10 protein-coding genes are annotated in these 12,258 nt (G+C 46.0%); 1 reads left to right on the forward strand and 9 read right to left on the reverse strand.

Annotated elements, in window-relative coordinates; genetic code table 11:
* Position 1: 1 nt before the first annotated feature.
* From rapZ to QF041_RS19850, 5 genes are all read right to left on the reverse strand, one after another.
* Positions 2 to 901, reverse strand: coding sequence for an RNase adapter RapZ (rapZ, locus tag QF041_RS19830; protein ID WP_017691251.1), 900 nt, complete (start codon positions 899 to 901; stop codon positions 2 to 4).
* 51 nt (positions 902 to 952) lie between these two features.
* The gene (locus tag QF041_RS19835) at positions 953 to 1,903 is read right to left on the reverse strand and encodes an ROK family glucokinase (RefSeq protein ID WP_062837749.1); all 951 of its coding nucleotides are present in this window, start codon (positions 1,901 to 1,903) and stop codon (positions 953 to 955) included.
* Positions 1,904 to 2,348: 445 nt separating this feature from the next.
* Positions 2,349 to 3,380, reverse strand: a complete 1,032-nt coding sequence (locus tag QF041_RS19840) for an AI-2E family transporter (RefSeq protein WP_091038752.1) — start codon at positions 3,378 to 3,380, stop codon at positions 2,349 to 2,351.
* A gap of 162 nt (positions 3,381 to 3,542) precedes the next feature.
* Positions 3,543 to 4,502 (reverse strand): thioredoxin-disulfide reductase, encoded by a 960-nt coding sequence (gene trxB / locus QF041_RS19845; protein ID WP_036674745.1) that lies wholly within the window; start codon positions 4,500 to 4,502, stop codon positions 3,543 to 3,545.
* Positions 4,503 to 4,673: 171 nt separating this feature from the next.
* Positions 4,674 to 6,407 (reverse strand): tetratricopeptide repeat protein, encoded by a 1,734-nt coding sequence (locus QF041_RS19850; RefSeq protein WP_307415419.1) that lies wholly within the window; start codon positions 6,405 to 6,407, stop codon positions 4,674 to 4,676.
* A gap of 450 nt (positions 6,408 to 6,857) precedes the next feature.
* On the opposite strand from QF041_RS19850, the gene QF041_RS19855 reads away from it, so the two are divergent.
* On the forward strand, positions 6,858 to 7,310 hold the full coding sequence (locus QF041_RS19855) for a hypothetical protein (protein WP_307415420.1): 453 nt from the start codon (positions 6,858 to 6,860) through the stop codon (positions 7,308 to 7,310).
* A gap of 139 nt (positions 7,311 to 7,449) precedes the next feature.
* Here the strand turns inward: QF041_RS19855 and QF041_RS19860 are convergent, their stop codons facing one another.
* The 4 genes from QF041_RS19860 to QF041_RS19875 all read right to left on the reverse strand — a co-directional run bounded on the left by QF041_RS19860 (position 7,450) and on the right by QF041_RS19875 (position 12,234).
* Complete coding sequence (locus QF041_RS19860) at positions 7,450 to 9,201, reverse strand: hypothetical protein (protein WP_307415421.1); 1,752 nt, start codon at positions 9,199 to 9,201, stop codon at positions 7,450 to 7,452.
* A 190-nt stretch (positions 9,202 to 9,391) separates the two neighbouring features.
* Positions 9,392 to 10,342: a sugar phosphate isomerase/epimerase family protein gene (locus tag QF041_RS19865; protein WP_307415422.1), complete on the reverse strand. Its 951-nt coding sequence runs from the start codon at positions 10,340 to 10,342 to the stop codon at positions 9,392 to 9,394.
* A gap of 49 nt (positions 10,343 to 10,391) precedes the next feature.
* Positions 10,392 to 11,264, reverse strand: a complete 873-nt coding sequence (locus tag QF041_RS19870) for a carbohydrate ABC transporter permease (RefSeq protein ID WP_036616194.1) — start codon at positions 11,262 to 11,264, stop codon at positions 10,392 to 10,394.
* Positions 11,265 to 11,334: 70 nt separating this feature from the next.
* Positions 11,335 to 12,234 (reverse strand): ABC transporter permease, encoded by a 900-nt coding sequence (locus QF041_RS19875; RefSeq protein WP_036616191.1) that lies wholly within the window; start codon positions 12,232 to 12,234, stop codon positions 11,335 to 11,337.
* Positions 12,235 to 12,258: the final 24 nt, after the last annotated feature.

Genomic DNA, 12,258 nt, shown 5'->3' on the forward strand with positions numbered 1-12,258 from the left:
TTCAATGACGGTCCCGGTCAGCGTCGCGATGGCTCACGGTAACAGCTTCTGTCTCGCTGCTTCCCAACATCTTGCCCAAATATTCCGATATTGCTACCGAACGATGCTTGCCTCCGGTACAGCCGATTCCAATAATAACCTGGCTTTTGCCTTCCTTCCGGTATTGCGGAATCAGGAAATGCAGCATATCCAGCAGCTTGGTCAGAAACGCCTGTGTCTCTGGCCACTTCATAACATATTCGTACACATCACTATTCTGTCCCGTATTCGGTCGCAAATGATCAATATAATGCGGATTCGGTAAAAAACGTACATCAAACACCAGATCAGCATCAATCGGAATGCCATACTTGAATCCAAACGACGTAATATTCACCGACAGCATTTGGCTTTCCAAATGAGAAAAGCGGGATATGATGCGTTCTTTCAGTTGAGCAGGTTTCATTGTGCTTGTATTCAGTACCTGAGTCGCAGAGTTTTTGAGTTCCTCCAACATCTTGCGTTCCAGTCGGATGCCGTCCAGCGGCATGCCCTCAGGAGCCAGTGGATGTCTGCGCCTGCTTTCTTTGTAACGCTGAACAAGTACAGAATCTGTAGCATCCAGGAATAAAATTTCGCAGTGAATGGTAAAATGATCTTTAATATAGTTCAAAGACTCGGACAGAGCCGTAAAGAATTCACGCCCGCGCAGATCGATAACCAATGCAACCTTACCAATCTTGCCGTTTGACTGTTCAATTAGTTCCGCAAATTTCGGAATCAATACCGGCGGCAGATTATCCACACAGAAGAAACCCAGATCCTCCAGGCTTTGTACTGCAATGGTTTTACCTGCTCCGGACATGCCCGTAATGATAATGAGCGTGGCGCCTGTGCCTGGTGAGCCTTCACCTTCAAGCATAAATGTCCCCTCCTTATCATATTGCTGTCTTCATATATTGTTACGAGGTCACTAGGAACGCAAGAGAAGACCTGCTGCACCCACAATACCTGCATTATTACCAAGTGTAGCTTCCAGAATCTGAACCCCTTCTTGCAGTGGTTCCGGTGTCAATTTAGCAAATACGGTACGGATTTCATCAAACAAGAAATTACCGGCTTTGGATACACCTCCACCAATAATGAACATCTCCGGGTTAATGACAGCTGCTACAGTAGCCATGGATTTGCCCAGGTAGAAGGCCGCACGATTCACAATGCGCTGTGCCACTTCATCGCCTGCCTTGGCAGCATCAAATACTTCTTTGGCTGCAATCTTGTCGACAAGTGCCAGTGACGTATGATCACCACGTTCTACGGCATCCTTCGCCATACGGATAATTCCTGTTGCAGACGATACTGTTTCTACACATCCCATTTTACCACAACCGCACTTGATGGCTTCCAGATCAGGTACAACACTAATATGACCCAGTTCTCCCGCCATACCGGAGAAACCCTGATAGATGTTGCCATTCAGGATCAAGCCTCCACCAACACCCGTACCTAGTGTATAACATACGCAGTTGTCTACGCCTTTGCCTGCACCTGCCCATACTTCACCCAGTGCAGCCACGTTTGCATCGTTATCTATTTTGATTGGCTTGCCCAGACGTTCTTCCAGAATCGAACGAATGGCCACATTCCGAAATCCGATGTTAGGGGCATGAACGATAATTCCCTCACGTACATTCGTGAAACCGGCCACTCCAGCACCCACACCCTCAAGTTGTTCCCAACTGTAAGGTGATTCGGCTACGATATGTCGGACATACTTCTCGATGTTGGCGATGACCGTGTCTACGCCCTTATCCACTTCAGTCGGTCCTTCATACGTATGCATTAGCTGACCTTGTTCATCGCATATACCGACCTTGATTGCTGTTCCGCCGAGATCGACCCCAACGTAGATTTTCTCAGACATGCTGCAAGCCACCTTTATCTATCTAAAATAGTTTAAGTCCTACGTACCAACTATAATTGAAGGATACGCCTGGGTCAAGACGAGAAGACCTCTAGTACCTCCTGCTCCGCCGGGGTTGTGAACCAAATCACACACCGTTTTTGAATACGTATACATCCTCATTACCTTCATTTATAAACGCACGCTTCATTCCTTTCCTCCATAACAGAGGAAGCCTCAACTCATGATATTGCATCTTCACTCGTTCCATTCATAAAAGATGATCTTCGCCCCCTCAGAGTGGTGACTCGTCTTATGCACCCCACCACCTGCCATTCTCATGCAGAAAGTTATCTAAAGGCGGTATTGCCAACAAAAAAAGAGCCTTCCATCCACAGGAAGGCTCCCTTACTTTTATGAAAATCTGAAATTGTAGGATTGGATTAAACTCAGTTGAATTTTTACGTTATAACTTCGATTCCACACGTACCGGCTCTTCTGTCTTCTCCATCTTGTTCACATCCAGAATATCAAGCAGGAAGACAAAGATCGGAATACCAATGATCAGTCCCCAGATCCCCAGAAAGTGTTGCGACAGAATTAGTACGATAAAGGTGTAGAACATTGGCAATTTGGTCTTGTGTGCCATCAGTTTTGGATTCAGGAAGTACGTCTCCAAAGCATGAATAACAATAATCATGATGATTACAATAATACTTAATTTCAGTCCACCCATCTGATACCCAATCAGACAGAGCGGTACAAGTGAGATGATAACCCCCGCAACGGGAACCAGACTGAGCATGAACACCAGAATGGTCAGAGCGAACAGATACGGGAAACCCAGAATCCATAAGCCCAGTATGGTCAGCACCGTATTAAACACCGCAATAAGAAGCTGTGCCTCAATGACTTTACCAAAAGAAGACACGAATTTGTCTCCCAGATAAGCCACTTCATTGTAGAACCATCCAATTTTACTTGTTTTGAACTTGGACGTGAACTTGGATATCTCCTGCTTCTGCAACAAGAAGAACAGACTCAGAATGATGACGAGCAGAATAAACTCCAGCCATTTGCTCAAAGCGAAAATATATTTCAATGCATCATTGGTGTAATTTTTAATATCGAAGGATTGAAGATAACCCGCAATTTTGGATGCAAAATTATCACCGTCTGCACTATCCAGAAATTTCATAATCTCGTTTGTCAACTGAACGACCTGATCCACGATCCGTGGTGAATATCTGGAAATGCCAAGCACAATGACTGCGATCACAATCATATAGAGCAGGATGACCACAACTTTATAATTGATTGGAAACAACCGATTCAGACCACCTGTAATGAAATGCTGTAACCTGTTCATGACATATGTCACTAGGAACAACAGCAGAATCATGTGCAGCATACTCCCCATACTGAACAAAATTAAACAGAACAAGAGCAGGATCAAAAACCGTCTCACTGTCGCATTCTGTAACCAATCTTTTATCATTTCCCCCAAAATCTTCACCTCACAGCTAATATGCCCTATATGTATACGAACTCATGCCCACTGTAGTTTCAAAAAAAGAGAAGCCTTCCGGCTTCTCTCATTTCATGAGACTTCCCGTTGTCTCTTATTCCTAACATATGCCTAACCTCACGCATGTAATGCTTATTTATCCAACGTTTCGCTCCAATCATGGACAATGCTTCCTTCAAGGAACTTCTCACAATCCATCGCGGCCATACATCCTGATCCTGCAGCCGTAATAGCTTGACGATACTTCGTATCCTGAACATCACCACAGGCGAATACACCCGGAATATTGGTCTCCGTTGTTCCCGGTTTAACGACAACATAGCCATGTTCGTCCAGTGCGATCGCATTCCCCAGGAATCCGGTATTCGGTGTGTGACCAATGGCAACGAATACGCCATCTGCTTCAAGCAACTCTTCCTGCCCCGTCTCGTTGTTGCGCACTTTCAGCCCTTTGACACCCAGCGCTTCAGGTACGACCTCGAGTGGAGTACGGTTCAGCGCCCACTTCACCTTTTCATTGCTGCGAGCCCGATCCTGCATAATCTTGGATGCACGCAATTCATCCCGGCGGTGAACCAATGTCACGTCTGTTGCAAAACGAGTCAGGAAACTCGCTTCCTCCATCGCGGAGTCTCCGCCGCCCACGACCACGATTTTTTTGCCTCGGAAGAAGAAGCCATCACATGTCGCGCATGTACTTACACCACGTCCCACATTTTCCTGCTCACCCGGAATACCGAGATAACGAGCGGAAGCACCTGTGGAGATAATGATCGATTCAGCTTCCAGTTCACCAATTCCTCCAACTTTGACCTTGAAGGGCGGTTTGCTGAAATCAACCTCTTCCACCCAACCGTTTTTGAATTCCGCTCCAAAACGTTCAGCTTGCTTACGCATGTTGTCCATCAGTTCCGGACCCATGATACCTTGTGGGAAACCGGGGAAATTCTCAACTTCCGTTGTCGTCGTCAATTGACCACCCGGCTGAAGACCTTCGATAACCAGTGGTTTCAGATTAGCACGAGCCAGATATATCGCTGCTGTCAGACCCGCAGGTCCCGTTCCGATCACAATCGTTCTGTATTTAGACATATAGATACAGCCTCCTTAATTAAGGTGAGAATGTGTTGTACTAGCGATGAACTTGCCAAGATGATATCCTACAGGCGTTTACGAGGCCCATTCGTTAAGTTTACCCGTTTTCCCGGTTGTTGTATCCTTCACCTGATGATGTCTTTCTGAAAACGAGTTGAAGCGAACTCTCTATACAAGTGGTGGCTTGCTGTTACAAACCGAATGAATCTGTTTAGCATACTTGCTAACCGTTGATGCCGATATCCCATAACGCTCAGCAATGCTTTGATAGGTAACGGGCCGACTGTGATTCTTCGCTGCCAAATATTCAAGTCCTGCAGCCCAACCCTCAATCTGCTTCGTACCCGGAACCTCCGGATGTACCCGGGATACATAATCCGTCCAGAGCCGTTCCATCTCTTGCTGCAACTCAGCCTTTGCTTCAGACATCTGTAACGCACGATCAACAACAGCCTGCCAATGGGTGGTTGAACCAGTGTCCGATTGCTCTGATGTGGATGGAACCTTCCCAATAGACTTCAAGGCTACAGGAGAAAAGGGTCGAACCACCTGAGAATTCCGATCCTCATGTTCAGCCGATTTCAATCCGTTCAGTACAGTTTGTGCTGCCTCAAGCAGATCCTGTTCTTCTCCAGGCTCTTCAATAAAGGATTGCAGAGCCTGCTGCACCTCATAGTCACCGATCATCCCAAGCGCATGAATAACCTGTAGCTTGGTTGCCCGATCACCATGACGCAATGCCCAGAAGAAAGATGAACGAATCAGTGGATCATTTTTCATTTCTTCAGGTATGCCACTACCATAGTTCTCCCACTGTCTGAACTGCTCATCAAATGGCAGATGATAATGATAACTTAGCTTCTCTGGCTCTTGCTCGCCTTGTCTTACAGCCTCAAGACCTGACAGATAATACCGGGATACTTCGGAACCCGGATCAAGCTTGGACACATGATGCCATAAACGCTCAGCAGCATCATAACGTTCTGTATTATAAGCCGCCACTGCTGCATAGTGAGCAAGTGCCGGATCAGCAGCTGTCTCTTCGTCCTTGAGCAAACGCCGGAAGTGAACATAAGCCGTATCGTGTTGGCCCAGAATTCCCATCGTTGTCGCCAGTTTGTAGACTTGTTCGTGCTGGAATGGCACGATGACCCGCAATTTTTTGATCAGAAGCAGCACTTGATCAGCCCGGTTCTCATTTTGATGGAAAATGGCCAGATTACAGAGTGCGTGCAGATTACCTGGTTCCTGTTCAAGCACTTCGGCAATAGTCTCTTTTGCTTTGGGAAACAGACCCATATAATAGTAGGCGAGTGCCAGATTGTTACGGGCAGCCAAGTAATCAGGATAATCAGAAGACATGCCTTCGAGCAATTCAGCAGCCTGTGCAAATTTCCCTTCTTCCAGCAGTTCCCGTGCCTGATCGTGCTCCACTACACCTTTGCGTGATTTGATTCGATTCAGTTTGGTCGGACGATCCAGCTCATAATACAGAAGCTCCATCATATCTTCGGCTTCCGTCATGAACTGACCTTGAGTGTCCTCCTCCAGATAGGTAACAAGTGCTTGCTCGGCTTCCTCAAACCGATCCATATTTGCATAATTGTTCGCCATATAAAAATAACATTCCGTCATTGACGGATCTACCACTTCCAGCACGTTAGCCAGAATGGCATTGGAGGCTTCGTAATCCCCCTTCTCCGATAATATACCCGCCATATTACAATGATTTACCGGATTTTCCGGTTCGTATTCAACAGCTTTGCGAAAATATTTTAATGCCTTGTCGACATGATTTCGGTCCAGCGAGCGGACAGCTCTTTCAAAGAAGAAAGAAGCATCCAAGTGAATCGGTATAATATTGGCAAGGTGTCCCTCAGCCCGCACTAGCTTGCCCTTCATCTTCCAAGGCACCTCCTCTTTGCATTTCATTCATACTCTTCAGTATACCACATCTTAAGGCCCACTTCTCAATATGTAGTTTCATGTCGTTTATGAAAAAAATGCAAAAGACGGTGATATTCCATTTTGCGGAAACCTATCACCTTGGAGCGTTGTTTATTCAAAGGAAAACCGCCTTTGCCTAGAGACTCCTACACTCACTTGCCACAGGCTCTCTTTGCAGTATTGCATTAGTCCATTCTTGTCGGTTACGCGGCGTCTAACTGGATTCGGTCCGGTTATAATAAAGATAAGTATACTTTTATGGTATTATTATCCTCATTGCCTTTTTGAGTGGTTTATCTCCATTAAAAAATCAAACAACGTATATTAGCTCTTTCCGTCAGCCTCTTTTACGCGTGTGTAATAAAAAATAAAGACCCATCATTATTATTTTAAGGGGATGTTATATTGAGGATCTCAAAGATAAAACCACTTATATTCATCTTAATCTGCTTGTTTGCTTTGAACGGATGTTCAAAAGATATAGAAAACATAGAAAATAAGTTCACATTAGGTGATGTACTGAGAGCGCTCGAGTCTCAAGAACTGGATTTAGTGTCCTTTGGTATAACCGGGTATCCTTTGAAATTAAATGATGTTGTACCTGAGGTGTATTCGGTTGAAGTGCCCGTGGAAGAAGAACCATATAGCCCTGAATTTATACATTTTTATATTTTCAATTCTGAAAAGGATCGCATCAAAGGGACAAAAGAATTCAACAAACACATGGAGAGTGCCCAATTCACAACATTCCCTTTTCTATATGAGAAAGGAAATGTTCTTATCGTTTACTGGAGCAAAACCAAAGATGATCCTCTGTTCACTAAACCAATCGAAACTGCGTTAGGGCAACTGAAATGATAATAGTTCATACATTACTGGACTGAGCTCGACAGTGGGAATATCATTTTAGAACGTTAATTGCAGTCATTCGTACAAAAAGAAGACCGAGCATTTGGGCTCGGTCTTCTAACTGTTATGGCTTAAATATCTAATAAATCTATATCTTCGACGCCATCGAAGGAGAAAGTGAAATTTGAATGGTTTTATCAAACGGCGTCATGAAATTGACCAGCACAACCTTACACTTGTCCGGCAGTTTTGCCTCACGTACCGTTGCCGCCAGATGCCCCAGCTCGCCCCCGGTAATCTCCAGCCAGTCTTCTCCGCAGGTATAGCGTAATGTACCGCCTTTCCACAAGTAGTGACCCTCACTCGTTTCAATCGCGTCCTCACAGGTCAGCTCACCTTCGCTTCCGAATACAAAGGACAACTGCATCATAATTTCCTCCGGTTCCTGTCCAGATAGATGCATGTTCCATCCGTTTTCCGTTGGCTGTAATTCTGCTCCTACACGGAAGGTCTGCTCATGAGTAAGCTGACGACTCTGATGAGGTAACAAATACCATGGACTTATATCTGATGCAGCCGATTCTGGCAGCAGGTTCGCAGGGATTGGGCCGTAGTAACCTTTTTTCTGCTCACCAGTTAGTCGATACCCTTCGGACAGCCTCGTCATTTGCTGCATAGGTACATACCCTGGATTAAAGTAAGAGGCCAGTTGCACAGCCAGCAGGCGCACCTTGCCATGACGAAGAGCGAAGAAAGAAGGAACTTCTGTCATCACAGTCACACTTGTAGCACCATCCCGAATTCGGGCTACCGGAGCACCAAAATCCGTATGCATCCGACTGTGAGAGATACGTCCGTGATGTCCTACTGAGTCCATCTGTTTCAAATATTCACCCCGTACAAAATGTTCATTCAACATGACCTCATACTGTTCCGGTAATGCATCAAGTGTATCATTCGTCTGTTGAAGCTCCGGCTCAAGCATTAATCGAATGAGTGTATTCACCGAACATACTCCCGGATCGGTCAATGTATCTCCAGCCCAGGCTGCCATACCTGCAAAGAGTGGATCACCGTCTAGCCGAGCCAAAATGGCATAAGGCAGATAGTAAGGTGACAGATCATGAACACTGCCCAGATCCTGTCGCCCTGAATAATCCGTAACAATTTCACCCGTTGGATGGACCAGATACACCATCATGCGGAGATTAAGCCTCACTGGTTCCAGCAGTTCAGGACGATTGAGCAGGCGCGCAGCATGAATTAACATGATGTCGCTAACTGCGCTGTATATCCCATTGCTCCGTTCTGTCCACTCCCCATCGGGTGTAATATCCATGCCTTCATCCATCCACTGCTCTGCGCGCTGCACAGCTTCCTCCAGATCAAATATTTCATGCAGGAAACCAAGCGCCGCGCATAGCACCCAGCGATGATTGGGCGTATGACAACCTCCCGTAAGCATGGTTGGGATTGTACGTTCCAAGAATAGCCTCATATTGTTCAATACGGGTTGAAGCGGCTCCCATTCTTGCTGCTGAAGAAGCTGATACAACTGTGAATACCCTACAACGACAAATGCAGTATCTGGAGGGGAATGGTAATTGGTCCAGCCAGGCGATATTGAACCGTCTTCATGCTGGAAGCGGAGTACAAATTCCGTAGCTAACAGCAGTCGATTTAACAACGACTCATCCCGGTAATAGATGGAGTCCGGATTGGAGAGCGCAGCTCCCCAGTAACACATATCCGTGGGTGTTCCAGTCGTATGGTTGACCCAGGCAACACCTGTGAAGGGATCAATTGTCCCTCCATAGTAACGGCTTTCCGGGTCAAGCATCTGCCGGGATATGCCTCTTTCTACCGCTCTGTCATTACTGTCCACCAGTTGTTTGTACATGTGCAGTCCCCTCCATACCAATGCATTCTCCCGATGTGCGGAGTAGGTTGCTTCAGTGCCTTCAATTCAGACCGGAAGCTTACTCATACCGCCCGTAGGTGAGTTCATTTTTCTCGTCAGTATATATCATATTTTTACAGTCGTTTAACACAGGCTGTGAACATGCAAACTGTTCCCCACTTCACCGCGCCTACTCTGTCACTCCAAGCTTCTTCATTAGCAAGTCATGACTCTCATGAATCTCTTCTGCCTTACAGGCAGACTTCAACTCATACACCTTCACCTGTGCGCGACGAATCATCGGCAGATAGGCATCATAGAAGTTCATATCCTTACTGTGTACATACGGGCACCAGTGATCCGAGAGATCAAGTGTCTCATGGATATGGACCCCTACGATATCATCCATCAGGCCTTGCATTTCTCCCACACTGTCATAAAGGCCCATTCGGTCCATCATGATGGCATGACCTGTATCGTACCAGATACCAACCGGAGCCCCTTTGAGGGCAGCAATGATGGTCTTAGCTTCGGCAAGGGTAGGAATCTGTTGTGGTCTGGATCTCGTCTCGATACCAAAACGAACATCCAGACCTTTAGCTGCCGCTCGATTGCATACCTCATCCAGACTGGCGATAATTTTCTCCACATACCCTGAACTGAGGGCTTCCCGCCGCTCCATCAATTCAGCCCATTTGCTGTGATACTTCGGTGAATCCGGACCTTCCTCGTTATAGATCTTTCCAAGGTCTTTGCTGATATCCTCAGGAAAAGGTACCTCTCCCGGGTGTACAACAACTGCTTCTCCCCCATAACGTTGGGCATATTCAGCCGACTCTACCAGCAATTCGATCGCCCGCTTACGTTTCACTTCATCTTCGAAGCCAAGCAAGATGGAATCCGTACCGTAGTCTGGATCGGGGTCATGTGGAAAGGTGTTGTGGACACTAGAAATTCCAATCTCTCCACGCTCAATCATCGGCTCAATCGTCTTGAGCATCTCCTTCGTCACATTATAATTGAGCTCCACCCGACGAAAGCCGAGATCCGCAATCTCCCGAATCATATCTTCCCCGACATCATGTTTTCGGATATTCCAGCATGTGGAGAACGAATATATACCCTTATCTATGTGCTGCATCTGTTTTCCTTCTCCTCCCTCTGGCTAAACTTTTTACATCAGCCTTAACTCAACCTTTTACCGCGCCAAGCATCGCACCACTGACAAAATACTTTTGCAGCCACGGATAAACGAGCAGAATCGGAACGGTTGCAAAAATAACAGTTGCGGCCTTGAGACTCTCGGGAGTCAATGGCGTACGGTTAGCACCCTCCATTTGGGTAAGCTCGCTGACCATATTGTTCTGTACCATTTGGAATAACTTCAGTTGAAGCGGGTACAGCTTCGGATCATTAATATACATCAGGGAATCCTGGAACCCATTCCAGCGTCCAACCGCATAGAATAGCGCTAGTGTAGCCAGTACTGGCATGGATAGTGGCAATATAATTTTGAAGAGCGTGTGTACATGGGAACTGCCATCAATCTCAGCGGACTCTTCCAGACTTTCTGGAATGCCTCTGAAGAAAGAAATCAGGATAATCAGGTTAAACGGACTGACCAGTCCAGGCAGAATCAGTGCCCACACGGAATTAAGCAAGTTCAGGTCACGAATGAGCAAGTACTCGGGAATGATCCCGCCACTGAAGAACATCGTAATGATGATGACATACATGAAGAGCTTGCGCCCTTTTAATTTTTTCTTGGTTAACGGGTAAGCAGCTGCCAGTGTGAACACCATGCACAGCACAGTAGTAGCAATGGTCAGAACTGTCGTGTAACCCAGTGAATAGATCATCGACTGATCAGAGAACACCTGAATATACGCATCCCAATTAAACTCTTTCGGGAATATGGTCACTTCGCCTGACGTAATCGCACGGTTAGAACTGAATGAGATCGCGATCGTGTGCAGGAATGGAGCCAGGCAGAATATAACAAACAAGGTGATAAAGGAGATATTAACGATATCAAAAATCCGGTTTGAGGTGCGTTCACTCATATGCGCACAGCTCCTTTACTGATGGTCTATACAAACAAGCCGATTGGCGTCTCTTCCGTTCATCCACAACCTACAATATACCTTCACCGGTTGCTTTCTTCGAAATATAGTTAGATCCTAGCACGAATATGAGTCCCACCACTGCCTGGAACAGTCCGACGACAGTTGCCAGCGTGTATTGTCCTGATTCAAGACCAACTCTGTATACAAAGGTACTGAGTACATCGGAATATTCACGCACGGCCGTATTACCAATGATATAAGGCCGATCAAAACCGATGCTGACCATATGTCCAAGATTAAGAATGAGCAGGGTCACAATGGTTGGTTTAATACTTGGCAAAGTTATATGCCAGATTCTCTTCAGCCGCGATGCTCCATCGATCTCAGCTGCTTCAAACAATTCCTTGTTGACGCCGGTTAATGCGGCCAGATATAGAATGGTTCCCCATCCTGCACTTTGCCAGACACCTGTGAAGAGATACGTCACAAGCCATGGATTTTTTTCTGTCAAAAATGGTATTGAATTTAAGCCCATGCTTTCCAGTACACCGTTAACCATACCGGATTGATTACCGAACAATTGGTACACAATTCCCCCGATGATTACCCATGAGATAAAGTGAGGAATGTACAGAATTGTCTGTGATATTTTTTTGAACCATTTGAATCGAACTTCATAGAGCATGATCGCCAGAATAATAGGAGCTGGAAATGAAACGACCAGATCAAGAAAATTCAGCATAAAGGTGTTGCGCAATGTCGTGTAGAAGTCCCGCATTCCAAATACTTCGCGAAAAGCATCAAAACCGATCCACTCACTGCCGCTGATTCCCTGAAACAGGTTAAAGTCCTTAAAGGCGATCTGTACACCGTACATCGGTCCATAACGAAAGATTAAAAAGTAGATAATGGGCAGTGAAATCAGAGCGTATAATTGCCAATACCTCTTCAAGTATGTGGTGGTCAAGTCGGTTTCCTCCTATCAACAAGG

The organism is Paenibacillus sp. W2I17 (genome assembly GCF_030815985.1).
Taxonomy (GTDB): Bacteria; Bacillota; Bacilli; order Paenibacillales; family Paenibacillaceae; genus Paenibacillus.

What these genes read in the sequence shown, in the direction of transcription:
- QF041_RS19860 (WP_307415421.1), bottom strand. Translation starts at nt 9,201, where the DNA reads ATGTACAAACAACTGGTGGACAGTAATGACAGAGCGGTAGAAAGAGGC.
- trxB (WP_036674745.1), bottom strand. Translation starts at nt 4,502, where the DNA reads ATGTCTAAATACAGAACGATTGTGATCGGAACGGGACCTGCGGGTCTG.
- QF041_RS19865 (WP_307415422.1), bottom strand. Translation starts at nt 10,342, where the DNA reads ATGCAGCACATAGATAAGGGTATATATTCGTTCTCCACATGCTGGAAT.
- rapZ (WP_017691251.1), bottom strand. Translation starts at nt 901, where the DNA reads ATGCTTGAAGGTGAAGGCTCACCAGGCACAGGCGCCACGCTCATTATC.
- QF041_RS19840 (WP_091038752.1), bottom strand. Translation starts at nt 3,380, where the DNA reads ATGATAAAAGATTGGTTACAGAATGCGACAGTGAGACGGTTTTTGATC.
- QF041_RS19850 (WP_307415419.1), bottom strand. Translation starts at nt 6,407, where the DNA reads ATGAAGGGCAAGCTAGTGCGGGCTGAGGGACACCTTGCCAATATTATA.
- QF041_RS19870 (WP_036616194.1), bottom strand. Translation starts at nt 11,264, where the DNA reads ATGAGTGAACGCACCTCAAACCGGATTTTTGATATCGTTAATATCTCC.
- QF041_RS19835 (WP_062837749.1), bottom strand. Translation starts at nt 1,903, where the DNA reads ATGTCTGAGAAAATCTACGTTGGGGTCGATCTCGGCGGAACAGCAATC.